The following is a 26,995-nucleotide window of genomic DNA, read 5'->3' on the forward strand; positions in this document are numbered from 1 at the left end:
ACTTCAAAACAACGCTTATCAAGTTCTCTGTTCTCTGACCAAGTGCGCTTGAGGCAGCACAACAATAATTCTATGTCTATATAGAAATAATTGCACATTTTTCATGCAGTCAGAAAATTCTATTCCACAATAGTTGCAGAAACTCATGCCCGAATTTGTAACAGATATTAACAGCATTCCTCGAAAAATTGCTAGCGTTGCCGTTTTGATACGACAAATGGCAGCATGTTCCAGCCAGTTAGCCCCAATTTCCTCAAGGTAACCATGTTTTTATCGAAGATGGCGGAGGCATCGGGGTAGGCTTCCACGGCCCTGTCGATGCTGTTTTCTCGCAACAGATGGAGGATGGGAAAAGGCGAGCGATTGCTGTAGTTCTCGATATCGTCGGGTTGCGTGTCGGCAAACTGGTAGTCCGGGTGGAAGCTGGCGATCTGCAGCACGCCGTCGAGCTCGAGTCGTTCCAGGATGCGATCGGCCCAATCCAGGAAGTCGTTGTATTCGTGGAAGTCGGCTAATGCGAGCGGAATGATGAAGAGGGTGGTGTCCACCTGTTCCGGGTCGGTCTTTGCCAGAAAGGCCAATTGCTGTTCCAGATCGGCCGCCAGGCTGTCCCAGTCCTGGCCCTGGCTGACGTGGTAGCGGACCTGGTCCTTCACATGGACCGACTTGGCAAAGGGACAAAGATTCAGGCCGATGACGGCCTGTTCCAGCCAGGCGCGGGTGAGGGCGATGACGTCGTCATCGCTGAAGGGGGGCTCGGTGGCAGGGGAGGCGGAGGTGGCGTTCATGGGGCGGCATTGTCGCATGGGCAGGCGGACACGGGCAGCCGCCGGCCAGCCCAAGCCGCCACAAATGCCCACGCACCGGCCAGATCGGCTATGCTTGCCAACCTTTGGCGGCGGCCCCGTACCGGCGGCCCCGCATTTCCTTAGCAAGTACAAGTACACATTCCATGGCGCTCAAATCCACCATCTTCAAGGCTGACCTGCAGATCTCCGACATGGATCGGCATTACTACCAGCAACACGCACTGACCATTGCCCGCCATCCGTCCGAGACCGACGAGCGCATGATGATCCGGGTGCTGGCCTTCGCCCTCAACGCCAGCGAGTCACTGGCCTTCGGCAAGGGACTCTCCGATACCGACGAGCCCGACCTGTGGCAGAAGGACCTGACCGGCGCCATCGAACTCTGGGTCGAAGTCGGCCAGCCCGATGACCGCGCCATCCTCAAGGCCTGTGGCCGCGCCGACCAGGTGCTGGTGTATAGCTACAGCAGCGTCTCCAATATCTGGTGGAACCAGACCGGCAGCCGCGTGGAGCGCGCCAAGAACCTGAAGGTGGTCAATATCCCGGCCGAGGCCAGCCAGGCACTGGCGGCCCTGGCGCAGCGCACCATGCAATTGCAATGCACGATCCAGGATGGTCAGGTCTGGCTGGGCGCCAATGAAGAGATGGTGTTGATCGAACCGGAAACGATCAAGGATTTTGCCTGATTCTCCACCAGGTTTGCGCGACGTGGCGCCTGTGCCTCAGCGGGCGGCCTGATTGACCGCTGCAGAAGCGCTATCCGGCTTGTGCTCCAGCGCATCGGCGCGATGCTGCAGATGCGTCAGCAGGCGCTGTCCTTCGCTGGTGTGGAACCACGCAGCGTGGCCCAGGAAATAGGTGTCATAGGCCAGCGAGGCATTCTGCGGCGACTGCGTCACGCCGTGGAAGTAATCCAGCTCGGCCAGCGCGAACTCGGCATGCACCAGCGGCAGTAGCGCCGCCAATGCGCGTGTCTGGCGCGCGTTCAGTGGTAGCACCGAGGCATATCCGTCCAGCATCGCATCCAGCAGATCCAGGTGCACCAGCTGCACCTGGCGTTGCGGGATGGCCAGCCATTCGACGATGTTGCGCTCGATGGCGGTCGCCAGGTCGTGCAGCGCGCAGGTGCGGTCGCACAGGCCGAAGTCCAGTACCGTCTGCACCTGCGCCTGTTCGGTGGCATCGCTCCACAGCAGGTTGGAGGCATGCCAGTCGTTGTGGGTCCACAGCGGCGCAAATTCATCCAGATAGGGTTTCAATCCGGCGTGCCAGGGCAGCAGGTGCTGTGCCACCTCGCCCCGCCAGGGGCGGTTTTCCAGGTAATCGGCGATGGCCGGACGCTGTTCGATGTAAGCCTGCAGGGGCCGCACCGGGTCTTCCTGCGAGAAGATGGTGAAGCTCGACACCAGCGGACGCGCCGGCCGCGCCGGCGCGTCGTAGCCGGCCGATGCCTGGTGCAGTCGTGCCAGCATGTGGCCTGCGGAATGCGCATGCTGGCCGCTGCTGAAGGGCGTCCACGACATCGCCTCACGGTACAGGTCGACCCCCGGCGCCAGCGGAAATACTTCATAGGTCCAGTATTCGTCGGCCAGCGCGGTGGCGCCCTCGGCGGTGGCCAGCGCCGGGCTGACCGGCAATCCATTCGCCTGCAGGTGCGCCACGAAGCGATGTTCCTCGGCCAGTGCGACGACATCGCGTACCCGCGCATGATGGCGCTTGACGATGACGGGCCCGCTGGCGGTCTGCATCACGCAGGCCGCCGAGAACGGGCGTGGGCTATGCCACTCCAGCCGCAGCGGCTGGCCGACCTCGGGATAGTGATGCAGCACCCGGGCCACTTCGGCGGAGGTCAGCGCCGGCCAGTCGGAGATGACCGGCTCGGCGCCCATGCCATGGCTGATGACGCGGGTGAGATGGTGCGACGCGGCTTGCATGATCGCGGTAACCGGTCAGAAATCGTACTGCAGCGACAGGCGCGCCGTGCGCGGCGCACCCAGGTGCACATAGCCGTCGCCCAGGTACTGGCCGGCATCCTTCCAGTAGCGCTTGTCGAAGAGGTTGTCGATGTTGGCGCGCAGGGTGGCGGTATGGCCGCCCATGCGCATGCGGTAGCGCAGGCCGGCATTGAAGACATGTACCGCCGGCAGGTTGACGCTGCCATCGCGGGTGGCCGGCTTGCTGCTGCTGTAGAGCCAGTTGCCCATCAGGTTCAGGCCTTCCACGCCGGGCAGCGCGTAATCGGCATAGACGCTGCTGCGCAGGCGCGGCACGTTGACCACCTGCTGGCCATCGTAGGCGGCGGTGCCGGTATCGCTGGCGCGTGCGCGGGTGGCGGCCACGCTGGCACCAACGGCCAGGCGCGGGCTGAGTTTGCCGCTGGCGCCCAGCTCGATGCCGGTGTTGGTCTGGCGGCCTTGCTGGACGTAGGTAAAGCCGCTGGCGCTGGAGTCCGGCTGCTGGTATTCGTAGGCCTTGCGGATACGGAACAGGGCGGCCGTCAGTGCCAGGTCAGGCGAGACATCCCATTTCACGCCGGTTTCCAGCTGACGTGCCACCGAAGGCGGCAAGGTGGTCGGGAAGTTGCTGACCCAGAACGGCGCGGAGGTCCCGAGGGTCAGTGTCTCTGCGTAGCTGCCATAGACCGAGAGGTTCTGCAGCGGCTTGAAGATCAGCGCCAGTTGCGGCAGGAACAGGTTGCGCGAGGTGGTGCGCGTGGCGCTGCCATCGGCACCGAAGGCCTGCTCGTTCAACCACACCTGACGGCCGCCGGCGATGGCTTGCCAGCGCTCGGAGAATTGCAGGCGGTCGCTGAAGAAGAGCGCCTTCTGGCGGCTGTCCAGGTTGCGATAGGCCGGGCCGGGAACATCGGTGGCCGGTGCCAATTCCGGTGTGCCAGTATAGATATTGCCCTCGCCCACCAACACGCTGATGCCATCGGGCTTGTCCACGGTCCGGCGCGACATCGCCAGGCCCAGCGTCAACTCGTGCTGCAGCCAGCCGGTGTCGAACTTACCGATCATGACCGCCTGCGCTTCGTCATTGCGACGTTCGTCATTGGGGACGCGATAGTCATAGACATCGAAGTCGCCATTGGCGCCGAAGGTGGTGGAGGCAAAGCTGCCGCTGCCATACGGGAAAGCCAGGTAATCATCGATCACCGCCCGGCTGCGACCGGCCTGCACGTAGCCGCGCCAGTCGGCATTGAATTCGGTCTCCACACGCAGGCGGTAGTTCAGCGCACTGTCGCGCACCGGTTGCGCCCACGATTGCGGCGTCAGCATGGTCTTGGGCGAGACGCCCGAGGGCAGGGTGGTGCCACCCAGCAGCTGGTAGCCGGCCACCGAGTGCTGCGCCTTCTGCTGGTATTCGGCATCGAACTGCACCAGGGTCTTGGAGGACAGCGCCCAGGTCGCCGACAGCGAGGCAAAGTCGCGCCAGCCATCGCCATGGTCGACGTAGGAGTGGATGTCTTCATGCGCGGCGTTGATGCGCAGGCCGAACTGCTTCTGCTCGCCGAAGAGTACGCCCAGGTCGGTGGCCAGGTAGCGCGAGCCGTAGGAATCGGTACCCAGGGTGATCGAGCGTACATCGGCCGGGCGCTTGGTCACGTAATTGACGATGCCGCCGGCGCTGCTGACACCGGCCTGCAGGCCGGCCACGCCCTTGAGGAATTCGACGCGTTCCTTGTTTTCCAGCGCGATGTTCTGTTCGCCGGTCACCGTCAGGCCATCGATGCGATAGGCGCTGGCCGGGTCGAGCGTCACGCCACGGATGCTGAAGTTCTCGTAATAGCCCACCGGAGCGTAATTCTCGTTGATGGCGGCATCGTTCTTGACCACGTCCGAGAGCAGGCGCGATTGCTGGTCGCGCATCTGCGCGGCCGTGACCACAGCCACCGAGGCCGGGGTGTCCAGCAGCGGCGCATCGTCGAAACCGGCCACGGCGGCTGATCGAGGGCGCGCGCCATCCCTGGTCGTCCCGCTGGCGGTGACGTTGACCGTGGGCAGCGCTTCGCCCTTGTCGTCGCCGACATCGGCGGCGCGGGCAGTGGCCGACAGGCCGAGCGAGGTGCCGGCCAGCGTCAGCATCAGCGTGGAGGCCAGGGGTGCAATGCGTTTCATGGTGGTTCTGATCGTGGAGGGTAGGAGAGCCGGAGCGCCGGGCGCTCCGTCGTATCGGCCAGCGTGGTCGCCGGCTCAGCGATTGCGGGCGACGGCCACGGCGCGGCCGAGGTCGGCCACCGACATCGCATAGAAGTAGCTGCGATTGTACTGTGTGATGGCGTAGAAGTTATTGGTGGCGATCCAGTACTCGGTCGGGCCGGTGCCGTTCTGCAGGTCGACCAGGCCGAAGCGCTGACCGGCCGGCAGCGGCGGGGTGGAGATGCCGGCCGCGTGCAACTGGTCTTCGCTGTACTTGGCTTCCAGCCCCTGGTTGAGCATGGCTTGCCATTGCAGGTTGTCGGCCGAGACGGTGACCGGGAAGGCCACCGGTTCGCCGCGCTGCCAGCCATGCACGGACAGATAGTGGGCCACGCTGCCGATGGCATCCACCGGCGAGTTGCGCAGGTCGATCTTGCCGTCGCCATCGAAGTCGACCGCGTATTCGCGGATGCTGCCGGGCATGAATTGCGGCCAGCCGATGGCGCCGGCATAGGAGCCGCGCAGCGACAGCGGATCGATACCGGCCTCGCGAGCCAGCAGCAGGGTGTTTTCCAGCTCGCCGCGGAAGAAGGCCATGCGGGCCTCGCGATTGGGCGTGTTGGGATAATCGAAGGCCAGCGTGGTGAGCGCATCCATGACGCGGAAGTTGCCGGTGTTGCGGCCGTAGACAGTTTCCACGCCGATGATGCCGACGATGATTTCCATCGGCACCCCGTATTGCGCTTCGGCCCGCGCCAGGGCCACGCCATAGGTGTTCCAGAACTCGACGCCGGCATTGATGCGCACCGGTTCCACGAAGCGGGCGCGATAGGCGCTCCAGTTCTTGGGCTTGGTGCTGGGGGCCGGCTTGATCAGCTGGATGGCGCTGTCCACATAACGGGTCTTGGCGAAGAGATCGTTGAGGTCGCCCCGCTGGAACTGGTTGCGCTCGACCATCTCGTCGATGAAGCGGCCGACGTCCTTCCAGTCATTGAAGTTGACGAACTCGCCCTGATCGTCTGCCACGACTTTCTTCTTCGTTGCCGACTTTGCTGGCGGCTTGGCCTTGGGCTTGGTTTTGTCGCTGCCGGCTTTTTTATCTGCCGGCTTCTTCTGGGTTTTCTTTTCCACAGGCTTGCCGTCCTGCGCATGCGCTGCCGGCGCCAGGGCGCACAGGCCGGCGAGCAACAGGGTGGAGAGGGACGAAGTCAGGCGAGGCAGGGAGATGGGCATGAGCGGCAAGCGGTGAAGCGATCTGGTCAGCGGAGCAGGGGGCGGAACAAGCCTGCAAGTATACCGCATCGGCCCCCTTGCCCCGTGCTGGTGCATGCTGGGTGCTGCGTCCCGTACACGATACGCGACAGCGGATGTACACTGGGGCCTGTTCACATTCAATCTGCGAGATGCGTTGGTGCCAGCGCGCCTTCTGGCGCCAACCCTTCGGGAGAGGCCGCCAAGCGTCGCCTGCCGTTGTTGCAGCTCCTTGCCGTAGCACCACTACGGCGCGTCGCTGCGCCTAGGCAGTCAATGCTTGGCGACCTCTCGCACTCGTAGATTGAATGTGAACAGGCCCTAGCCCGATGAGACAACCCGGCCGGCCACGGCTTGCCTGTTAGTAACAAGAGCAATAATGACCACCGCCATCTATACGCACGCCGACTGCCAGCGCCACGAAATGGGCGACTGGCACCCCGAGGCCCCCGCCCGTCTGGAGGCCATCGAAGATCAGTTGATCCTGAGCCGGATCGATCAATTCCTCGACCGCCGGGAAGCGCCGCTGGCCGATCCGGCCGAGCTGGAGCGGGTGCACACGGCTGCGGCCGTGGATTACGTGCGCGAGCACAGTCATGCGCTGAGCCTGTCGGGCGAGCGCTATTACTCCATCGACGGCGAGACCCTGATCAACCGGCACAGCTGGAATGCCGCTTTGCGCGCGGCCGGCGCGGCCGTGGCGGCGACCGATGCGGTGCTGGCCGGCGAGCTGGACAACGCCTTCTGCGCCGTGCGTCCGCCCGGGCATCACGCCACGCACGACAAGGCCATGGGATTTTGCCTGTTCAACAACGTGGCGGTGGCGGCCCGGCATGCCATCGACGTGCACGGGCTGCAGCGGGTGGCGGTGATCGATTTCGACGTGCATCACGGCAATGGCACCGAAGACATCTTTGCCCACGATCCACGGGTGCTGATGGTGAGTTTCTTCCAGCATCCTTTCTATCCCTTTTCCGGCGATGGCCCGACCGAGTCGCACATCATCAACGTACCGGTGCCGGCCTACTCCGATGGGAGTGCGGTGCGTCAGGTGGTCACCGAGAAATGGCTGCCGGCGTTGCATGCGCATCAGCCGCAGATGATCTTCATCTCGGCCGGTTTCGATGCCCATCGCGAAGACGACATGGGCCAGATGGGACTGGTCGAGGCCGATTACGCCTGGATCACGCGGCAGATCATGAAGATCGCCGACCAGTACGCCCAGGGCCGCATCGTCAGCTGCCTGGAGGGAGGTTATAGCCCCTCGGCGCTGGGGCGCAGCGTGGTGGCCCACCTGAAGGTGTTGGCCGACCTGGAGTGAGCCACGCGCGCGCTGCGAGGATTTGCTGGCGCGCTAGGCCGGGTGGGGCTCGTAGGCCTCATAGGCCGCGATGATCGCATCGGCCACCGCCCGCACCCGGGCGGTACGGTTCAGGTCGCTGTGCAGGACCAACCACATGTCGTAGGGCGTGGCCCGCTCCGGCCAGATGCGCACCAGCCCGCTGGCAGCGTCGCCCACATGGATGGGCAGTTCGCCGATCCCGAATCCCGCCTGCAGGCAGTCGTACATCACCAGCCCGGTACTGACTTCCATGGCCACGTTGGCATGGACGATGGATTCGCCACAGATCTGTTCGGACTTGTTCGGCGAGATGCTGTACGGGTAGATCACGACGTCATGCCCCTTCAAACCGCTGCCGGATTCGGGCCGCCCCCGCTTTTTTACATAGGCTTTGGACGCATACATGCCTTTGTGCAGCCGCTTGAGATGGCGCGTGATGAGGTCCGGCGCGTCCGGGCGCACCGTGCGCACGGCGATGTCGGCTTCGCGCTTGGTCAGGTTGCTCAACTGGGTGGAGGTGGTGAGCACCACCTTGATGGTGGGATGGGATTCCCGCAGTCGCTTCAGGGCTGGCAACAGGAAATGGCGCGCCGTGATGTCGGTGGCGGCCAGCCGCACCACGCCGCACAGGCGCTCGTCGATTCCCTGCATCTGCCGCTGCAGTTGCTCGGCGCCTTGCTCCATCTGGCTGGCGGCGGTGGCGGCCAGTTCGCCGGCAGGGGTGGGCACGTAGCCACCCGGGGTGCGCAGGAACAGGCGCGCGCCCAGCGATTTTTCCAGCGCGGCCAGGCGCCGGCCGACCGTGGCCTGGTCGATCTCCAGGTGCTCGGCTGCACCGCGCAGGGTACCGACGCGGTAGATGGCGAGAAAGATGCGGGCGTTGTCCCAATCCATGATGCATTTTCCAGGTCGGTTTTGTGATGCAGATTTGCATCGGGCTGCCGATTTTATACCTCTTTATTGCATCGCGGTCGCGGCCTAGAATTCTCCCATCGTCACCCGCCCCGGCGTTTCCGGCAGCGGGTCCGCCGCTCTCACTCGCGTCCTTCATGCAGAAAGAACCTTCATCATGTCTTCCGCCCCCTGCCCACAGTTGACGGCATCGGCCGTCCCACCAGCTTGCGCGACCGCACATCGCACCGGCATGCTGCCGCTGGTGGCGCTGGCCATCGGTTTCGTCATGGCCATGCTGGACGTGACGGTGGTCAACGTCGGTCTCTCCAATATCGCCACCAGTCTCGATGCACCGCTGTCCACCCTGGTCTGGATCGTGGATGGCTATACCCTGACCTTTGCCGCCATGCTGCTGGTGGGCGGTGCGCTGGCCGACCGCTTCGGCGCGCGCAAGCTGTACCTGGCCGGACTTTTCCTGTTCGTGCTGGCCTCGTTGCTGTGCGGGGCGGCGCCCAATGGTCCTTTCCTGGTGGCGGCGCGCCTGCTGCAGGGGCTGGGTGCGGCTTTCTTCATGCCCAGTTCGCTGAGCCTGCTCAGTCACGTCTACGAGGATGACCGCGTGCGCGCCCGCATGCTGGGCGTGTGGTCGGCCACGGTCGGCCTGGCCGCCGCCATCGGTCCGCTGGTGGGGGGCGTGCTGATCCACTGGCTGGGCTGGCGCAGTATCTTCCTCATCAACGTGCCGGTCGGGCTGGTGGGCCTGTTGATGGCCAGGAAGCTCATCCCGCAGGTGGCCGGGCAGGCCCGTGCCCTGCATCTGTATAGCCACCTGGCCGGGGTGGTGATGCTGGCCGGGCTGTCCTTTGTGCTGATCCAGGGGCCGGTCTATGGCTGGACCTCGCCGCGCATCCTGGCCGGGCTGGCGGTGGCAGTGCTGGCCGCCGTGGCCCTGGTGCGACACGAACTGCGTGGCGTGGCGCCGCTGCTGCCCAAGGCCCTGTTCGCCACACCGCAGTTTGCGGCCGCCAATGGCATCGGCTTCATGATCAACTTCGGGATCTACGGCAACCTGTTCTACCTGGCGCTGTTCCTGCAGCAGGGGCGCGGTGCCGATGCCCTGCATACCGGCCTGCAACTGGTGCCGATGATGGCCGTGGTGTTCTTCGGCAACCTGATGTCGGGCCGCATGGCCGCGCACTGGGGGCCGCGCGTGCCGCTGTTGCTGGGTTTGTCGGTGGGTACGGTGTTTACCGCCGTGGCCATGAGCTTTCGCCCGGACACGCCCTACTGGGTGCTGGCCGTGGTCTGCGCCGCAGCCAACCTGGGCATCAGCACGGCCATCCCGGCCATGACCACGGTGGTGATGCAGGTGGCCGGCAAGGCCCACGCCAACAGCGCGGCGGCGGCCCTGAACGCCAATCGCCAGATCGGTGCCCTGGTCGGCGTGGCCCTGATGGGCGCCATCCTGCACAGCGTAGACGGCTGGGGGCTGCGCAATGGCCTGGCCTTTGGCGTCATGGCCGCCGCTTACGGGCTGGCGCTGTGGCTGGTGTGGCGTTTCGTCGGTGTTGTCAAGGAGCAATGGGTGACCCGGCGCGCCTGAGCGCGGTGTTGTTCCCCGTCCAACAGCCTGCCCCGACTTGTGCGCGGCAGGCTGTTTTATTGGGGATTTGTTAGGGATTGGCGGGGCAGGGCCGTAAAATAGCGCCTTCAACGAAATACGCACCAGAAAGAAATCCCGCATGTCCATCCAATGGTTCCCCGGTCACATGAACTCGGCCCGCCGCAAGGCCGCCGAGAGCATGGAAAAAGTCGATATGGTCATCGAAGTGGTCGATGCCCGCCTGCCGCAGGCCAGCTGCAATCCGATGATCGAGCAGTTGCGCAATGCGCGTCAGCGTCCCTGCCTGAAGATCCTCAACAAGACCGACATGGCCGACCCGGTGGCCACGCAAGCCTGGATCGACTACTACAACAGCCAGAAGGGCGTGACCGCCGTGGCGCTGTCGTGCAAGAAGCCCTCCGACGTGGCACGCGTGCCCAAGCTGGCCATGCAGGTGGCCCCGCATCGCGGCACGGCCCTGAAGCCCTTGCGCATGATGATCATGGGCATCCCCAACGTGGGCAAGTCCACACTGATGAATGCCTTGCTTAAAAAGCGCGTGGCGGCAGTCGGCGACGAGCCGGCCGTGACCAAGACCCAGCAGCGGCTCTACCTGGGCAACAACATGGTCCTCACCGATACCCCGGGCATGCTGTGGCCCAAGATCGAGCACCCCAGCGATGGCCTGATGCTGGCCGCCAGTCATGCGGTGGGCAGCAATGCGCTGATCGAGGAAGAGGTGGCCACCTTCCTGGCCGACCTGCTGCTGCAGCGTTATCCGCAATTGCTCAAGGCGCGCTACGGCTTCGATCCCGAGGGCATGGATGGCTTGGCCGTGGTGGAGGGCGTGGCGGCCAAGCGGGGCTTCCGTCTCAAGGGGGGCGACTACGATTTCGAAAAGGCCGCGCATACCTTCCTGCAGGATTACCGCAGTGGTGCGCTGGGGCGCATCTCGCTGGAGACCCCGGCGTCGCGTGCCGAGCTGCTGGCGACCTACCGTTCCACCGACAACCCCGATGCCCTGCCGGCCGAGGATGAGGAAGAAGAGGAAGAGGACTACGACTGGCGCAATGCGCCGGATCACCGGGAGCGCAAGGACTGAGTGCGCCTGTGCCGCTCGGTCGGCTTTCCTTCTGGCGTGCTCAAATCATATAATTGATTTGCCGTTCCGGAAAAGCAAAAAGGCCAGCGCGAAGCTGGCCTTTTCGTTTGCTGCAAGGAGGCTGCAGGGGAGGTGGATTACCAGGAGGTGATCACGGAACCCTTGTACTTTTCCAGCACGAACTTCTTCACTTCCGGGCTGTGGTAGGCCTTGACCAGCTTGGCGACCCAGGGCTTGTCCTTGTCGGCAGCGCGGATGGCCAGCACGTTGGCGTAGGGGCCGGTCGACGCTTCCACGGCGATGGCGTCCTTGGTCGGCGACAGGCCGGCCGATTCGGCGTAGTTGCCGTTGATGACGGCAGCGTCGAAGTCATCCAGCGAACGCGGCAGCTGGGCGGCATCCAGTTCGATGATCTTGACCTTCTTGGGGTTCTCGACGATGTCCAGCGGGGTGGCCTTCAGACCGGCATCGGCCTTGAGCTTGATCACGCCCTTGGCCTGCAGCACCAGCAGTGCGCGACCGCCGTTGGTGGGGTCGTTGGGCACGCCGACACGGGCGCCTTGCTTGAGGTCGTTGAGCGACTTGACCTTCTTGGAGTACACGCCCATCGGGAAGGTGATGGTGGTGCCGACGCTGATGAACTTGTAGCCGCGATCCTTGATCTGCGCATCCAGGTAGGGCTGGTGCTGGTAGGAGTTGGCGTCCAGGTCGCCGGCAGCCAGGGCGGCGTTGGGCTGGATGTAGTCGGTGAATTCGATGACCTTCATCTGCACGCCGTCTTTTTCCAGCAGCTTCTTGACCTGTTCCATGATCTCGGCGTGCGGACCGGCGGTCACGCCCATCTTGATCTGGTCTTCGGCGAATGCGGGGGCCGACACCAGGCCGGCGGCCAGGCCCAGGCCTGCGATGAATTGAATCAACTGACGACGCTTCATGACTTTCCTTTCAAGCTTTTTTGAAATGCGCAGCGGATAGCTGCGCGGTGTTATCGATGCCGGTTGCGCGTGGCGCTCTTGGCGCTCTCTTGGCACACTCTTGCGGCCATTCAGCGATGACTGAGCTTGCGCACCAGCAGGTCTCCCAGGGATTGCACCAACTGCACGAACACGATCAGGATCAGCACCACCGCCAGCATCACTTCCGGCAGGAAGCGCTGGTAGCCGTAGCGGATGCCCAGGTCGCCCAGGCCACCACCACCGATGGCGCCGGCCATGGCCGAATAGCCGACCAGGCTGACGAAGGTGATCGTGAGACCGGCGACGATACCAGCAAATGCTTCTGGTACCAAGACCTTGTAGATGATCTGCCAGGTGTTCGCACCCATGGCCTGTGCGGCTTCGACCAGGCCGTGGTCCACTTCGCGCAAGGCGGTCTCGACCAGGCGGGCGATGAAGGGCGCGGCGGCAATGGTCAGCGGCACGATGGCGGCAGCCGTACCGATGGAGGTACCGACGAAGAAACGCGTCATCGGGATCACCGCCACCAGCAGGATGATGAAGGGGGTGGAGCGCACTGCATTGACCAGCAGGCCGGCGACGCGGTTGAAGACCGCATTGGGCAGTACGCCCTTGTCTTCGGTGATGTGCAGGGCGATGCCCAGCGGGATGCCCAGCAGCGAACCGACCAGGCCGGAAATCACCACCATCATCAGCGTCTCACCGAAGGAGCTGACGAACAGATCGATCAGTTCAGATGACATGGTTGAGCTCCTCGACGACGACGCCCTGCTCGCGCAGGTATTGCATGGCTTGGTTGATGTTTTCCTGCGAGCCGTTGGCGAGGATCGCCAGCGAGCCGAAGGCCTGGCCCTGGATCTCGTCGATCTGGCCGTGCAGGATGTTGAAATTCAGGTTGAAGCGGCGCACCGCTTCCGACAGGTGCGGCTGGTCCACATCGTTGCCGGTGAAGGCAAAGCGGAACAGGTGGTCGGTGCCCTGGCCGGCATCGGCGCGGGCCAGGCGCTCGCGCAGGCGCGCCAGCACGCCCTTGGGCAGTTCGTGGGCGATGACGTCGCCGATCAGTGCACGGGTGACTTCATGGCGCGGCTGGCGGAACACCTCCAGCACCTCGCCCTGTTCGATCACCTGGCCGGCTTCCATCACGGCCACGCGGTCGCAGATGTCCTTGATGACTTCCATCTGGTGGGTGATCAGGACGATGGTCAGGCCCAGTTCCTTGTTGATCTTGTGCAGCAGTTCCAGGATGGAGCGGGTGGTTTCCGGGTCCAGTGCGGAGGTGGCCTCGTCGGAGAGCAGGACCTTGGGATCGTTGGCCAGTGCGCGGGCGATGCCCACGCGCTGTTTCTGGCCGCCCGAAATCTGCGCCGGGTAACGGTCGCGCAGGGCGGTCAGGCCCACCAGTTCCAGCAGCGGCTCCACCTTGGCGGCGATCTCGGACTTGCTCTTGCCGGCCAGTTCCAGCGGCAGGGCGATGTTGTCGTAGACGCTGCGCGAGGACAGCAGGTTGAAATGCTGGAAGATCATGCCGATGCCACGGCGGGCCTCGCGCAGCTGGGACGAGGACAGGGTGGTCAGGTCCTGGCCGTCCAGGATGATACGTCCGGAGGTGGGGCGGTTCAGCAGGTTCAGGGTGCGTACCAGCGTGCTCTTGCCGGCGCCGCTGCGGCCGATGATGCCGAAGACCTCGCCTTTGCGGATCGACAGTTCGACGTTGCGCACCGCTTCGACATTGCCGAATCGCTGGGTGACAGCTTGTATTTCGATCATGATGGGAACGGAAATGGCAGCGGGCCCCCGGGTGCCGGCATCCCGGCACAACCCCTCAGGGAGACGCGCGGGCGGTCGCCGGATCACAGGTCTCCACTGCCATCGATATTTTTTATAAGAAGCCGCTATTTTAAGGCGGCAAGGTTATATAGGGAAAACAATTTTTCGCTTATGCATATAACCTCCGCGTCTTAGCATGCGACGGGAAGCCGCCTGGAGACTGGCTTCCAGGGTGGCATCGGCACTTTTCCAGGCGCTGGTTGCCGGCCTGGCACGACAAAGTCTTCGAATAAATTCTAGTAGGTGCAGCAATTTTTGCCGGGATCGTCGCCGGGCGTCCGGGGAAGCGTATCTTTTTGCGTTCTTTCAGCCCGGTGGTGGCCGGTGCGCTACGTACCGCCTGCTGCCTCGACTACACCTATTCCCATGTACGCATACCCCGTCCAGGCGCTCAATGGTCGGCTCGATGAATTGCTGGAGCTGGCCGATATCGATGAAGTCATCCTCACCCGCGACAACGCCGAAAACCTGGTGCTGGTGCGGGAATCGGTCTGGCGCGGAGTCCAGGAGGCCCTGCTCCTGCTGGGTAACGACCTCAATGCCGAGCGGCTCCTGTGCAGCCTTCAGCAGCTGCGGGCCACGTTGCTATCCGGACCATCCCCTTCGTGAACGGGCTCTGGCTTTCGCCGATGGCCCGGCAGGACCTGGCCTGGTGGCGCCGCCACGACCGTGTCACGGCCCGCGAGCTGTTGGGCCTGCTGCGACGGCTGCAAGACGACACCCCGCTGCCTGCCGCGCGCATGACCCGGTTGCCGCTGCGCTTGCCGGGCCTGTGGGCCATCCGGCTGTGCGGCGAACACCGCATCGTGATCGAGCGGATGCCGGGGATCGTCATCGTGCATCAGTGTCGATTTCATTACTGAAGCAGCAAAAAGGGACGTCCCTTTTTGTTGGCATTGGTTGCAATAAAGATACAGAATATTCTCATAAATCGACACAATTCAAATTATGAATCGATTGAGAAAATAAATACCGTTTAGATTTGCCGTAACTTCTTGAAGTCATCTTCCAAGAAGTGTGGGGGTGGCCACGCGAGATCGCGACCGGCACCCGCCAATCAACAGCAATCAAACCACTACGGAGTACTCTCTATGAAAAAGTCCATCCTGGCCCTGGCCGTGCTGGCTGCCTTCGCCGGCGCGGCGCATGCACAAAGCACTGTCACCGTCTATGGTTCGGTCGATGCCAGCCTGTCCTACACCAACAAGATCATCACTTCCGGCAAGGAAACCGGCGGTCAGGTGGCACTCGATTCCGGCCTGATGAAGGGCTCGCGCCTGGGCATCAAGGGTAGCGAAGACCTGGGCGGCGGCCTGAAGGCCGTGTTCAACATCGAGAACGGCTTCAACGTCGATAACGGCGCGGCGGGTCAGGGCGGCTTGCTGTGGGGCCGCCAGGCTTTCGTCGGCATGTCGGGCAACTTCGGTACCATCCTGGCCGGTCGTCAGAAGGACGTCCTGGATGATATCGGCGGTATCACCTCTCCGGGTGACTTCGGCGGCGGTGTCAGCCGCATCCACTCGCTGAACCTGGACCGCACCAACGGTGAGCGCGTCAACAACTCCATCCGCTATAACTCCCCTGACTTCAACGGCTTCACCGGCAGCCTGATCTATGGCTTCGGCGAAGAGGCCGGCCGCACCGGTTCCGGTCAATCCTTCGGCCTGGGCGGCCTGTACGCCAACGGCCCGCTGAACGTCGGCCTGGGTTATTTCCAGAGCAAGATGGGTGATTCCAAGAATGCCAGTGACGTCAATGGCGCGGCAGCCTGCAACGGCCCCGGCAAGAATGGCGATACCTGCCTGAAGACCTGGACCCTGGCGGCTTCTTACCAGTTCGGCCCGGCCAAGGTCTACGGTTCGTACTCGCGCGTGAAACTGCCGCTGACCGCAGCACGTCCAGACTACAACCCGAAGGACTACAACTTCGCGATGCTGGTCGATCCGAAGCGGGGCGCAGCCTACAAGCCTGCAGACAAGGCTGACTTTGCCATCGGCGGACCCAACAACGAGTCCAGCCAGACTGTGGACCTGGGCGTGAACTACAAGCTGCTGCCGGCCCTGTCGCTGATCAGCAGCGTGCAACTGACCAGCGCCAAGTTCGTCAAGGGCTCCAACGGTCGCCTGGTGCAGTTGAACCTGGGCGCCAAGTATGACCTGTCCAAGCGCACCACGACGTATGCTGTCCTGCGCAACCTGCGTTCGAACGACATGTACAACGTCGGCACGGCCAGCGACCGCATCCCGGGCGCCAACCGCAGCCAGACCGGTCTGAATGCCGGGATGATCCACAGCTTCTAAGACGTTGGACGCCGCGCCTGCGAGGGCGCACTGTTTGAAGACCCGCATCCCACAAGGATGCGGGTCTTTTTCATTGTGTGAATTCCTGCATCAAGCTTCCGTCCTGGAATATGGTCGGCTGGCACGACCCCTCCAGAGACAGAGGGCAGGCGACTCAGAGTTGATCGCAAATCCGGCACGACCAGCGGCAAATGCCGATCGAAAGGTAGCGCGGAGCGGAACTGCCGCGCAGAGCGGAATCGGCCACCATCCAGTGGCACCAGCACAATAAAAAACCCGCATCGTCACCGATGCGGGTTTTCTTCTTGCAGCACAGGCCATGTCATCCATGGCCCGCAGCAGGAGGGCAATTACATCATGCCGTCCATACCGCCCATGCCGCCCATACCACCCATGCCGCCAGGCATGCCGGCCGGCTTGTCGTCAGCCACTTCGGCCACCAGGGCGTCGGTGGTCAGGATCAGGCTGGCCACGGAGGCAGCGTTCTGCAGAGCCGAACGGGTCACCTTGGCCGGATCCAGCACGCCCAGTTCCACCAGGTCGCCGTAAGTGCCGTTGGAGGCGTTGTAGCCGAAGTTGCCCGAACCTTCCAGCACCTTGTTCACCACCACCGACGGCTCGTCGCCGGCGTTGAAGACGATCTGGCGCAGCGGCTCTTCGATGGCGCGCAGCACGATCTTGATACCGGCTTCCTGGTCGGGGTTGTCGCCCTTCAGGTCCTTGACGTTGGCGCGCGCGCGCAGCAGGGCCACGCCACCGCCAGGCACGACGCCTTCTTCAACGGCAGCGCGGGTAGCGTGCAGTGCATCTTCGACGCGGGCCTTCTTTTCCTTCATTTCGACTTCGGTGGCAGCGCCAACCTTGATCAGTGCAACACCGCCGGCCAGCTTGGCCACGCGCTCTTGCAGCTTTTCACGATCGTAGTCGGAGGTTGCTTCGCCGATCTGGGTACGGATCATGGTCACGCGTGCTTCGATGCCGGCAGCTTCGCCAGCGCCGTCGATGATGGTGGTGTTTTCCTTGCCGATCTCGACGCGCTTGGCTTGGCCCAGTTCAGCCAGGGTGGCCTTTTCCAGGGTCAGGCCGACTTCTTCGGCGATCACTTGGCCACCGGTCAGGATGGCGATGTCTTCCAGCATGGCCTTGCGGCGGTCGCCGAAGCCAGGAGCCTTGACGGCAGCGGTCTTCAGGATGCCACGGATGTTGTTGACCACCAGGGTAGCCAGGGCTTCGCCTTCGACATCTTCAGCCACGATCAGCAGCGGACGGCCAGCCTTGGCGACTTGTTCCAGCACCGGCAGCAGGTCACGGATGTTGGAGATCTTCTTGTCGAACAGCAGGATGAAGGGATTGTCCAGGGCGACGATCTGCTTCTCTTGGTTGTTGATGAAGTACGGCGACAGGTAGCCGCGGTCGAATTGCATACCTTCGACGATGTCCAGTTCGTTTTCCAGCGACTTGCCGTCTTCGACGGTGATCACGCCTTCCTTGCCGACCTTTTCCATGGCCTTGGCGATGATGTCGCCGATGTCCGCGTCGGAGTTGGCCGAGATCGAGCCGACTTGAGCGATTTCCTTGGAGGTGGTGGTGGGCTTGGACAGGTTCTTCACTTCACCGACGATGGCGGTGACGGCCTTGTCGATACCGCGCTTCAGGTCGGTCGGGTTGAAACCGGCGGCGACGTACTTGAAGCCTTCGCGCACGATGGCCTGGGCCAGCACGGTGGCGGTGGTGGTACCGTCACCGGCGTTGTCGGAGGTCTTGGAAGCGACTTCCTTGACCAGCTGGGCACCCATGTTTTCCAGCTTGTCCTTCAGTTCGATTTCCTTGGCGACGGAAACGCCGTCCTTGGTCACGGTCGGGGCGCCGAAGCTGCGCTCCAGCACGACGTTACGACCCTTGGGGCCCAGGGTGACCTTGACTGCGTTGGCCAGGATGTTGACGCCGTTGACGATCTTGGCGCGTGCTTCATCGCCGAAAATAACTTGCTTTGCTGCCATGTTGGATTCTCCAGAAATTCGGTTCAGTTCATGTCGCCGGGCTTGGTGCTGAAAGCTGAGGCAAGCGCCGGCTGCTGTCTTGTTGCCGAGGGCCCTCTATATATGAAGATACAGACGGGCCGGATGCCGAATTACTTCTCGACGACGGCGAACAGGTCTTCTTCGCGCATGACCAGCAGTTCCTGGCCATCGACCTTCACGGCCTGGCCGGAATACTTGCCGAACAGGACGCGGTCGCCGACCTTAACGGCCAGTTGGCGGACCTTGCCATCTTCCAGGATCTTGCCATTGCCGACGGCCAGGATTTCGCCCTGGTCCGGCTTTTCGGTCGCTGCATCAGGCAGAACGATACCGGAAGCGGTCTTGGTTTCCTGGTCGAGGCGCTTGACGATGACGCGATCGTGCAAAGGGCGAAGATTCATGAGAACTCCTTAATTTTCAATAAGTTAGCATTGATTGCGGCGAAGCCTGCAACGGTTTTCTTCCAAATGCAGCAAACCTCACCGCAAGAAAAAGGGGATTGCGCCCGGCGGGCTGTTAGCACTCTGCCGTGACGAGTGCTAAGTATAGGGATGGGCTTTGGATTTTTCAAGGCGTCAATTGCGTTCGCGATCTTAATTGATCTCTTGGTGATCAATAAGGATGACGCCGATATTCCGCTTTGAAATCAAAGACTTGTCGTCTAGTTGCAGTGAAAATTGATGGGCTGAGGGGGATAATTCTGAAAGAAATCAACAACTCTGGCCCATCGAGGGCCCCGAGGCGTCGCGCGTAGCAGTGGCCAGCCGCATGTTGCTGGTCAGTTGAAGCTTGGTCGGATGCAAGCCTACGAGAACAGGTCTGAGTGCGTCCCACTGCGCACGAATACGACCAGGCCGCTCTTGCCCGAGTCGTCCAGTGTATAGATCAGCAGGAAGTCGCCGCCGATGTGACATTCGCGATGACCTGTCCAGTCGCCGGCCAGCGAATGATCGAGCCATTCGGGCGGCAGCGGCCCGTCGTTGGCGATCAGCAGCGTCATGGCCTCTTTCAGCCGGTTCATATCGTATCGGCCGGAATGAGACAGGCGCTGCCAGTCCTTGAGGAAGTCCCTGGTGTAGTCCGACGCGCGAGGCAGCTTTGCCCGCTTAATTGCGGCTGGCTTCTTCGAGGTCATTCAGCAGAGCGTCAGCGGTTGCGAAGCGAGCGCGACGGTTCTTGATGATCTCGTTTGCCTCGGCGATGGCCAACTGACTGGCGGCGTTCGGAGCCTTGAGCGCGAACGGCAGTTCCTTGTCGGCGACGACCCGGGTGAGAAACACCCGGATAGCGTCGGAGACGGTCAGGCCCATGGAGGCCAGCGTTTCTGCTGCCTGCGCCTTGAGATCCTCGTCCACCCGAACGTGAACCATAGTGGTGGTAGCCATGACAGCCTCCTGTTGCGATTGATTGAGATACATTGTATCGCACCCTGCCGATTTTCGTAAAACTGCACTTAACGCGAGGTCTGCCGGGATAGCCGAAATGGCAAGGCGATATTTCAGCAATGTCATTACTTCGAATGCCGGCAAATTGACTGGCGCAAGTCGTGCTTACACCTCGAAACACGACACAGCGAGGGAGCAGGAAGGCTGCGGGAAACTGATTTTCTCATCTAGCGGGATGGATGCTTTGGTGAGAAATGCGCTCCCCCTGCGACCACTTGTGCGGGCGTGCAGTTTTTTTCGGTTTCACGTTCCCATTTGGTGCGAAACCCAATGCCGCGTATTAAAAAAGTGCATAAAACGTGCGATCTGTCTGAAGAACTGTACTGGTCTCCGTGCGCCGCTCCCAGCCGCACCATTACGGTGTATTCTGCCCAGCGGGGTGGATCGCGTCGTAGGAACTGCCCCGCCTGGCCTGGCGTTTCGTCCGGGCCGCTTACCTGAGGTGGCTCCGTCCCTTTTTAAGCGGGAAACACCACGGGGAGGGCTCCCGAGTCGTGATGCCATGGGGCATGGCTCGTTTTTTGCAGTAGCAGAGTCCGCAAGCAACATCCAGTCAGCAACTGGGGGTGCTGCGGTGTTGATCGTCCGGGCCTTCGTTCGCGGATGTCAGGATTGGTCAGCGCATATAACAAATGGCACAACGAACTGCGTTTTCAATCACTCTATCGGAAGTAATAGGAGCATTTCATGCAAAAAATTAAAGGGATTCCTGTCGCCACCGCCATCGTGGCAGCGTTCGCATTCGCAGGGGCTGCGCAGGCACAAGAGGTCATCAAGATCGGTCACGTCGCTCCCCTGACCGGTCCCAACGCCCACATCGGCAAGGACAACGAAAACGGCGCCCGCATGGCCGTGGACGAGCTCAATGCCAAGGGCTTCATGATCGGCGGCAAGAAAGTGACTTTCCAGCTGGTTCCCCAGGATGACGCTTCCGATCCGAAGCAAGCCACCACCGTGGCCCAGGCCCTGGTCGATGCCAAGGTCAAGGGCGTGGTCGGCCACATGAACTCGGGCACCACCATCCCCGCTTCCAAGATCTACTTCGATGCCGGCATCCCGCAAATCTCGCCGTCGGCCACCAACCCCAAGTACACCCAACAAGGCTTCAACACCGCCTTCCGCGTGGTGGCCAACGATGGCCAGCTGGGTGGCGTGCTGGGTCGCTACGCCGTCAATGAACTCAAGGGCAAGAACGTCGCCGTCATCGACGACCGTACTGCCTACGGTCAAGGCGTGGCTGAGGAATTCCGCAAGAGCGCGCTGGCTGCCGGTGCTACCGTGGTGGCGACCCAGTACACCACCGACAAGGCCACCGACTTCAACGCCATCCTGACCTCGGTCAAGTCCAAGAAGCCTGACCTGGTCTTCTTCGGCGGCATGGACGCCGTGGCCGGCCCGATGCTGCGCCAGATGGATCAGCTGGGCGTGGCTGCCAAGTTCATGGGCGGTGACGGCATCTGCACCACCGAACTGCCCAACCTGGCTGGCCCCGGTCTGAAGGACAGCGAAGTGGTCTGCGCCGAAGCCGGTGGCGTGACCGAATCAGGCAAGAAGGCGCTGGACGACTTCAAGGCTGCCTACAAGAAGAAGTTCAACCAGGACGTCGTGATCTACGCTCCGTACACCTACGATGCGCTGATGACCCTGGCCGATGCCATGCAGAAGGCCGGTTCTTCCGATCCCAAGGTCTACCTGCCAGAACTGGCCAAGATCCACCACAAGGGCGTGACCGGCGAAATCGCCTTCGACCCCAAGGGTGACATCCTGAACGGTACCCTGACCCTGTACACCTACAAGGGTGGCAAGCGCTCGCTGCTGAGCGTGGTCAAGTAAAGAGGGAAGCTGCAGTTCTGCTCCTGCCGGCCACTGTTACGGTGGGCGGCAGCAAGCCAGGGCCGTACAAACCTGGACAAAGCCCCGGCCTCGTGCCGGGGCTTTGTCGTTTTTCCCGTCGATTAATTCACAAGGCTTCATCCGTAAATGAAGGTTTGTTGGCGCACCGTCCTTTACGGATTATAATGAGAACAGTTCTCATTATTTTTCGCCGTCATGACCGACGTCGTCCATCCCGCTCCGCGTCACCCAGACATCGCTGGCCTCTACACCGGTCATCACCAATGGCTGCTGGGCTGGCTGCGTCGTCGCACCCATGATGCGGAACTGGCGGCCGACCTGGCCCAGGACACCTTCGTGCGGGTCATGGTGTCGCGCCGTAGCTTCTATCTGGAAGAAGTGCGGGCCTTGCTGGCGACCATCGCACGCGGTCTGGTGATCGATCATTTCCGTCGCTGCGCGCTGGAAGCCAGCTTCCTGGAAATGCTGGCGCAACTGCCGCCCGAGCACCTGCCTTCACCCGAGGCGCAATTGCTGGTGCTGGAAACCCTCAACGAAATCGATGCCATGCTGGCCGCATTGCCGGCCAAGGTGCGCAGCGCCTTCCTGCTGTCACAACTGGATGGCCTGGGCTATGCCGAGATCGCCGAGCGCCTGCAGGTTTCGCTCAGTTCGGTACAGCAATACATGAAGCGTGCCTTCACCGCCTGTTACAGCGTCCAATATGGCCGCTGAGATCACCGCTCCCACCGACGACATCGTCAGGACCGCCATCGACTGGATGGTGCGGCTGCAATCGGGCACCGCCACCGCCCAGGAACACGAAGCCTGCCGCCGCTGGCGCACCGAGCAGCCGCAGCACGAACTGGCCTGGCAGCGGCTGCAGTCGTTGAGCGAGCGGGTCGCCACGCTACCGCGCACACTGGCGCATGGCAGCATCGGCGATGGTGAAGCCCGCAGTCGTCATAACCGCCGCTTCGCCGTCAAGGCCCTGTGCCTGGTCGCAGGGGTAGGGCTGGTGGCCACCGGCGCCGGCATGGCCACCTCCTGGCCGGCGCTGATGGCCGAATATTCCACCCGGGTGGGCGAGCGGCGGCGTGTGCTGCTGGCCGACGGTACCGTGCTCGAACTCAACAGCGCCACCGCCATCGACACTGCCTACGACGACCAGCAGCGCCTGATCAAGCTGCATCGCGGTGAAGTGCTCATCACCACCGCCCGCGAAGAGGGCCACCCCTATCGTCCGTTCATGGTCCACACCCGCCTGGGGCAGGCGCGTGCGCTGGGTACCCGCTTCCAGTTGCGTGACAGCGAGGCCGGCATGCGACTGGCCGTCTATGCCGGTGCGGTGGCCTTCACCGCCAGGGATGGCGTCGACAGCGTGCGCATCGATGCCGGGCAGCAGGGCATGTTCGACCGGCATGGCCTGGTCGGCAATCTGGCGCCCGCCAATGAACAGGCGCTGGCCTGGACCGACGGCGTCATCGTCGCCGACCGCATGCCGCTGGGCGAACTGGTGGCCGAGCTGGACCGTTACCTGCCCGGCAGGCTGCGCTGCGATCCGGCTGTTGCGTCGCTGCCCATCTCGGGCGTGTTCCCGCTGGACCAGCCGGCGCGCATCCTGGCCGCCATCGCGCGTACCTTGCCGGTGCAGATCGATACCTGGACTTCCTACTGGATCACCCTGCGTCCACGGGCAGCAGCCCCACGCAGCACAACGTAAAGATTTCTTGGCCACCCTCTGCAGTTTTTTGCGGCTCGTTCGGTTTACCTGATAGCAAGCTCGCCCATCACCGTAGACCGACATGAAAACAACGATCCGTTTCCCCTCCCGTCCGACCCTCTCCAGGCTGGCCGTACTGGCTGCCCTGGCAACGCCCATGGCCACCGTCCAGGCCCAGGCCAGTGACGCCCAGCGCCAGGCCTATGATCTGCCTGCCGGCCCGCTGAACCAGGTCTTGAACAGCTTTGCGCGCCGTGCCGGCGTGCTGCTCTCGTTCGACCCCGCCGTGACCCGCGAACGCCAGAGTGCCGGCCTGTCCGGGCGCTACACCGTGGACGAGGGCTTCGCCGCCCTGTTGAGCGGCTCCAGCCTGCAGGCCGTCAAGAATGCCGATGGTGGCTACACGCTGCTGGCCCCCACCGTGGGTAGCAACGCCAATGCCGTCCTGCCCACCGTGACCATCACCGAAAGCGCCGACCCCACCGCCCCCTATGCCGGCGGCCTGGTGGCGCGGGGTGGCAGCCTGGGCGTGCTCGGCACTGCCAGCGTCATGGATACGCCGTTCAGCACCACCAACTACACCTCGCAAGGCATCGAAGACGTGCAGGCGCGCGCCATCGGCGACGTCATCGCCAACGACGCCTCGGTGCGCAACACCAATGGCAACGGTGGTTTCGGCGACAGCTACCAGATCCGTGGCTTCACCATGTCGGCCAACGATGTTGCCTTCAATGGCCTGTATGGCATGGTGCCCCTGACCCGCATGCCCATCTCCATGGTCGAGCGCATCGAAGTACTCAAAGGTCCGGGCACCCTGATGTATGGCATGGGGCCAGCCGGCGGCGTCGGCGGCGCGGTCAACCTGATTCCCAAACGCGCCCATGAAGACCCCATTTCCAGCGTGACGGCCACCTATCTGTCCAATTCGCAGTTCGGTCTCAAGGCCGACCTCGGCCGCCGCTTCGGTGAAAACCAGGAGTGGGGCGTGCGCGTCAATGCACTCTATGCCGACGGCAATACCGGCCTGTCCGGCAGCAATCAACAGCAGAGCATGGGGTCGGTCGGACTGGACTACAACGGCGGTCGTGTGCGCTGGAGCCTGGACGCCTATACCCAGCATGAAGATGCCCGCAACTTCCGCCCGCAATTCAGCATCAGCAGCCTGGTCATGCCGGACGCGCCCTCGGGCAAGACCAATCTGTATCCCGGCACCACGCTGCAATCGGACGACAAGGCCGCCACCACCCGTCTGGAATACGACATCAACGACCAGCTGACCGCCTATGGCGCAGTCGGCTACCACGTCGCCAGTTCCGCCCAGAGCTGGCCCGGCGCCACCATCCTCAATGCACGCGGCGACACGGCTACCCTGTACAACGGCTATTACGACCAGCAGGTGACCTCCACCTCTGCCGATGTCGGCATGCGGGCGCGCTTCAATACCGGCGGCATCAAGCACACCCTGATGCTGGGCGTGAACATGCTGAACCAGCAGACCGATTATTTCTACCTCTCCGAACCCAGCAGCGTCACCTCCAACCTGTATCACCCGGTGGCCCTGCCCACCGTCACCGGCAGCCGCGGCCAGCCCACGCCGCAAAGCCAGGTGCGCCTGACCAGCGTGGCCCTGACCGATACCCTGTCGCTGGCCGATGACCGCCTGCGCCTGATCGGCGGACTGCGGCGCCAGCAGGTCTATTCGCACAGCCTGGTTGACGATACCCAGACCTCCAACAAGACCGCCATTTCCCCGGTGCTGGGCGTGGTGGTCAAGCCGATGGAGAGTGTCTCCCTCTACGCCAACTACACGGCAGCCCTCAGCGCCGGCGGCTTCACCTCAGCCACCGACGGCAATCCCAACCAGCTGTTCCCGCCGTACAAATCCAAGCAGATCGAGACCGGTGCCAAGATCGACTGGGGCCGTGTGACCACCACTGCCGCGGTGTTCCAGATCGAGCAGGCCAATTCCAGCACCACCCTCGTCAATGGCATCAACACCACCACCCAGGATGGTCGCAACCGCGTGCGCGGCCTGGAACTGGCGGCCTATGGCGAACTGCAGCGCGGCCTGCGCTTCAATGCCAGCGGCACCTTCTTCGACGCCAAGCAATACCACACCGACAATGGCACCAACGACGGCAAGGATGTCGGCGCCATCCCCAGCAGCAACTTCAACCTCGGGCTGGACTGGGACGCGCCCTGGCTGCAAGGCCTGGCGCTCAATACCCGCGTGACCCGCACCGGTTCGATGTGGTACAGCAATGAAAACACGCTCAAGGTGCCGGGCTGGACCCGCGTTGATATCGGTGCCCGCTACATCACCAAGGCGGCAGGGCAGGTCGTGACCTACCGCGCCAATATCGAAAACCTGTTCGACAAGAACTACTGGCTGATGCAGAACGGCTATGTGGGTACCTCGTCCGGCCGCACGCTGGTGCTGTCGGCGCAGGTCGATTTCTGACCTCACCCGCTTGCGCCGTCAGGCGCAGCGCCCAAGCCTGCACAAAAGCTCTGTCGCCCCCGGGCGGCAGGGCTTTTTTTCTTGAGCCTGTTGACCCTGTTCTGGTCCGATGGCGAATATTTTTTATACGATTTATATCGCCGACCTCTTCTGCAGGATCAGGGCCGCTTGACACTGCAGCGAGTCAGGCCGCTCAGGCCGCTCAGGTCGCTCAGGTCGCTAAGGTCGGTACAGCATCCATCTCCCGCGCGCTTTCCAGGAATATCCGCCGCAGCCACTCGATGCCCGGATCATTGGTGCGATAGCGGTGCCACTGCATCATCTGATGCATCTCCGCCAGCGGCAACGGACTCTCCTTGATCACCACCGGCCATTGCGGCGCCAGCTTGCGCGCCAGGCGGCCGTGCACGGTGGCAATCCGGTCCGTACCCTGCACCAGCGCCACCGCAGAGGCAAAGCTGAAACTGGTGACTTCCACGCGCCTGGCAAAGCCCAGCTTGTTGGTCATCCACGCTTCCACCGACGAGGCATTGGCGCCCGGCGGCACCATCACCACGTGGCCCGCGTTCATGTAGCGTTCCAGCGTCAGTTCGCCGTCGGCCAGCGGGCTGTCGCGCCAGACCACGCACACGTGGCGTTCGCGAAAGACTTCTTCGGCGGGGTGGTCGGGCGTGCAGAATTCCTGCGGCAGGATCAGCAGATCGACCTCGGCACGGTCCAGAGAGCGGGGCGGGTCTTGCACCTGCGGCATCAGCGCAAAGCGGATGCCCGGCCCCTCGGCGTAGGCACGCGCCATCACCCGCGGCACCAGCACACTCAGGCTGAAGTCCGAGACCGAGATGCGGAATTCCCGTTGTGATTGCTCCGGCACGAAAGCCGGCTTGGCGGCGATCGAACCCTCGATGCGCCGCAGGACATCATTGACCGCGTCGCGCAGCACTTCGGCCCGTGGCGTGGCCTCCATGCGGCGCCCGACCTGGATCAGCAATTCATCGTCGAAATATTCGCGCAGGCGTGCCAGCGCATTGCTCATGGCCGACTGGCTCAGGTGAATCTTCTCGGCGGCGCGGCTGATGCTCAGTTCGGTCAGCAAGGCATCCAGGGCGACCAGCAGGTTGAGGTCGAGCTTGTTGAAGCGCATGGGCGTGTCTCCGTTGTTCTGGCGTGCCGGCCTTCTGTACACGGGGTGTGCGGGCGCGGTCATGTATTGATGCCGCCCATATCATGAATCAAAACAATCCATTTGATCAATATCAAGCTCGAACTTAAGCTTCCCTCATCCG

General features: G+C 62.9%; 24 protein-coding genes. 11 read left to right on the forward strand and 13 right to left on the reverse strand.

Features of this window, described 5'->3' with window-relative positions; genetic code table 11:
* Window positions 1–191 precede the first annotated feature (191 nt).
* On the reverse strand, window positions 192–788 hold the full coding sequence (locus tag HWE04_RS02620) for a DUF1415 domain-containing protein (protein WP_241811400.1): 597 nt from the start codon (window positions 786–788) through the stop codon (window positions 192–194).
* 164 nt (window positions 789–952) lie between these two features.
* Between HWE04_RS02620 and HWE04_RS02625 the strand changes: the two genes are divergently transcribed.
* On the forward strand, window positions 953–1,495 hold the full coding sequence (locus HWE04_RS02625) for a YaeQ family protein (RefSeq protein WP_241811401.1): 543 nt from the start codon (window positions 953–955) through the stop codon (window positions 1,493–1,495).
* Window positions 1,496–1,531: 36 nt separating this feature from the next.
* Here HWE04_RS02625 and HWE04_RS02630 read toward each other — a convergent pair whose 3' ends face one another.
* The 3 genes from HWE04_RS02630 to mltB form a co-directional block, all read right to left on the reverse strand.
* Window positions 1,532–2,743 (reverse strand): phosphotransferase enzyme family protein, encoded by a 1,212-nt coding sequence (locus HWE04_RS02630; RefSeq protein WP_241811402.1) that lies wholly within the window; start codon window positions 2,741–2,743, stop codon window positions 1,532–1,534.
* A gap of 15 nt (window positions 2,744–2,758) precedes the next feature.
* Window positions 2,759–4,930, reverse strand: a complete 2,172-nt coding sequence (locus HWE04_RS02635; RefSeq protein WP_241811403.1) for a TonB-dependent siderophore receptor — start codon at window positions 4,928–4,930, stop codon at window positions 2,759–2,761.
* Window positions 4,931–5,005: 75 nt separating this feature from the next.
* Window positions 5,006–6,184, reverse strand: a complete 1,179-nt coding sequence (mltB, locus tag HWE04_RS02640; protein ID WP_241811404.1) for a lytic murein transglycosylase B — start codon at window positions 6,182–6,184, stop codon at window positions 5,006–5,008.
* Between the two features lie 397 nt (window positions 6,185–6,581).
* On the opposite strand from mltB, the gene HWE04_RS02645 reads away from it, so the two are divergent.
* Window positions 6,582–7,523, forward strand: coding sequence for a histone deacetylase family protein (locus tag HWE04_RS02645; protein ID WP_241811405.1), 942 nt, complete (start codon window positions 6,582–6,584; stop codon window positions 7,521–7,523).
* Between the two features lie 33 nt (window positions 7,524–7,556).
* Here the strand turns inward: HWE04_RS02645 and HWE04_RS02650 are convergent, their stop codons facing one another.
* Entirely contained in the window at window positions 7,557–8,438 is an 882-nt protein-coding gene (locus HWE04_RS02650) for a LysR family transcriptional regulator (protein ID WP_102663018.1), read from the reverse strand.
* A gap of 175 nt (window positions 8,439–8,613) precedes the next feature.
* Here HWE04_RS02650 and HWE04_RS02655 point away from each other — a divergent pair, with 175 nt between their 5' ends.
* Window positions 8,614–10,041 carry an MFS transporter gene (locus HWE04_RS02655; protein WP_241811406.1) on the forward strand — a complete coding sequence of 476 codons (1,428 nt, stop codon included), beginning with the start codon at window positions 8,614–8,616 and terminating at the stop codon, window positions 10,039–10,041.
* Between the two features lie 139 nt (window positions 10,042–10,180).
* Window positions 10,181–11,143 carry a ribosome biogenesis GTPase YlqF gene (ylqF, locus tag HWE04_RS02660; RefSeq protein WP_241811407.1) on the forward strand — a complete coding sequence of 321 codons (963 nt, stop codon included), beginning with the start codon at window positions 10,181–10,183 and terminating at the stop codon, window positions 11,141–11,143.
* 137 nt (window positions 11,144–11,280) lie between these two features.
* Here the strand turns inward: ylqF and HWE04_RS02665 are convergent, their stop codons facing one another.
* From HWE04_RS02665 to HWE04_RS02675, 3 genes are all read right to left on the reverse strand, one after another.
* Complete coding sequence (locus tag HWE04_RS02665) at window positions 11,281–12,078, reverse strand: MetQ/NlpA family ABC transporter substrate-binding protein (protein WP_077236679.1); 798 nt, start codon at window positions 12,076–12,078, stop codon at window positions 11,281–11,283.
* 110 nt (window positions 12,079–12,188) lie between these two features.
* Window positions 12,189–12,842 (reverse strand): methionine ABC transporter permease, encoded by a 654-nt coding sequence (locus tag HWE04_RS02670; RefSeq protein WP_006713129.1) that lies wholly within the window; start codon window positions 12,840–12,842, stop codon window positions 12,189–12,191.
* Complete coding sequence (locus HWE04_RS02675) at window positions 12,832–13,869, reverse strand: methionine ABC transporter ATP-binding protein (RefSeq protein ID WP_006713128.1); 1,038 nt, start codon at window positions 13,867–13,869, stop codon at window positions 12,832–12,834. The genes HWE04_RS02670 and HWE04_RS02675 overlap by 11 nt, the downstream gene beginning before the upstream one ends.
* A gap of 426 nt (window positions 13,870–14,295) precedes the next feature.
* On the opposite strand from HWE04_RS02675, the gene HWE04_RS02680 reads away from it, so the two are divergent.
* The 3 genes from HWE04_RS02680 (at window position 14,296) to HWE04_RS02690 (ending at window position 16,229) form a co-directional block, all read left to right on the forward strand.
* Window positions 14,296–14,538 carry a type II toxin-antitoxin system Phd/YefM family antitoxin gene (locus HWE04_RS02680; protein WP_006713127.1) on the forward strand — a complete coding sequence of 81 codons (243 nt, stop codon included), beginning with the start codon at window positions 14,296–14,298 and terminating at the stop codon, window positions 14,536–14,538.
* Window positions 14,535–14,792, forward strand: coding sequence for a type II toxin-antitoxin system YoeB family toxin (locus HWE04_RS02685; protein WP_241811408.1), 258 nt, complete (start codon window positions 14,535–14,537; stop codon window positions 14,790–14,792). Before HWE04_RS02680 ends, HWE04_RS02685 begins: the two co-directional genes overlap by 4 nt.
* Window positions 14,793–15,020: 228 nt before the next feature.
* A complete protein-coding gene (locus HWE04_RS02690) occupies window positions 15,021–16,229 on the forward strand; it encodes a porin (protein ID WP_241811409.1) in 1,209 nt (402 codons plus the stop codon).
* Between the two features lie 350 nt (window positions 16,230–16,579).
* On the opposite strand, the gene groL is transcribed toward HWE04_RS02690, so the two are convergent.
* The 4 genes from groL to HWE04_RS02710 all read right to left on the reverse strand — a co-directional run bounded on the left by groL (window position 16,580) and on the right by HWE04_RS02710 (window position 19,635).
* Complete coding sequence (groL, locus tag HWE04_RS02695) at window positions 16,580–18,229, reverse strand: chaperonin GroEL (protein WP_039876549.1); 1,650 nt, start codon at window positions 18,227–18,229, stop codon at window positions 16,580–16,582.
* 131 nt (window positions 18,230–18,360) lie between these two features.
* Window positions 18,361–18,651, reverse strand: coding sequence for a co-chaperone GroES (groES, locus tag HWE04_RS02700; RefSeq protein ID WP_006713122.1), 291 nt, complete (start codon window positions 18,649–18,651; stop codon window positions 18,361–18,363).
* A 404-nt stretch (window positions 18,652–19,055) separates the two neighbouring features.
* Entirely contained in the window at window positions 19,056–19,385 is a 330-nt protein-coding gene (locus HWE04_RS02705) for a type II toxin-antitoxin system YafQ family toxin (protein WP_241811410.1), read from the reverse strand.
* Window positions 19,357–19,635 carry a type II toxin-antitoxin system RelB/DinJ family antitoxin gene (locus HWE04_RS02710; RefSeq protein WP_241811411.1) on the reverse strand — a complete coding sequence of 93 codons (279 nt, stop codon included), beginning with the start codon at window positions 19,633–19,635 and terminating at the stop codon, window positions 19,357–19,359. Before HWE04_RS02710 ends, HWE04_RS02705 begins: the two co-directional genes overlap by 29 nt.
* Window positions 19,636–20,382: 747 nt before the next feature.
* Between HWE04_RS02710 and HWE04_RS02715 the strand changes: the two genes are divergently transcribed.
* The 4 genes from HWE04_RS02715 to HWE04_RS02730 all read left to right on the forward strand — a co-directional run bounded on the left by HWE04_RS02715 (window position 20,383) and on the right by HWE04_RS02730 (window position 25,712).
* Window positions 20,383–21,528, forward strand: a complete 1,146-nt coding sequence (locus tag HWE04_RS02715; RefSeq protein WP_241811412.1) for a branched-chain amino acid ABC transporter substrate-binding protein — start codon at window positions 20,383–20,385, stop codon at window positions 21,526–21,528.
* A gap of 216 nt (window positions 21,529–21,744) precedes the next feature.
* Window positions 21,745–22,263 carry a sigma-70 family RNA polymerase sigma factor gene (locus HWE04_RS02720; RefSeq protein WP_241811413.1) on the forward strand — a complete coding sequence of 173 codons (519 nt, stop codon included), beginning with the start codon at window positions 21,745–21,747 and terminating at the stop codon, window positions 22,261–22,263.
* Window positions 22,253–23,251 carry a FecR domain-containing protein gene (locus tag HWE04_RS02725; protein ID WP_241811414.1) on the forward strand — a complete coding sequence of 333 codons (999 nt, stop codon included), beginning with the start codon at window positions 22,253–22,255 and terminating at the stop codon, window positions 23,249–23,251. The genes HWE04_RS02720 and HWE04_RS02725 overlap by 11 nt, the downstream gene beginning before the upstream one ends.
* 82 nt (window positions 23,252–23,333) lie before the next feature.
* A complete protein-coding gene (locus HWE04_RS02730) occupies window positions 23,334–25,712 on the forward strand; it encodes a TonB-dependent receptor (protein WP_241811415.1) in 2,379 nt (792 codons plus the stop codon).
* Window positions 25,713–25,923: 211 nt separating this feature from the next.
* Here the strand turns inward: HWE04_RS02730 and HWE04_RS02735 are convergent, their stop codons facing one another.
* Window positions 25,924–26,853: a LysR family transcriptional regulator gene (locus HWE04_RS02735; RefSeq protein WP_241811416.1), complete on the reverse strand. Its 930-nt coding sequence runs from the start codon at window positions 26,851–26,853 to the stop codon at window positions 25,924–25,926.
* Between the last annotated feature and the right edge of the window lie 142 nt (window positions 26,854–26,995).

The organism is Herbaspirillum sp. C7C2 (genome assembly GCF_022627865.1).
Lineage (GTDB): Bacteria > Pseudomonadota > Gammaproteobacteria > Burkholderiales > Burkholderiaceae_D > Herbaspirillum > Herbaspirillum frisingense.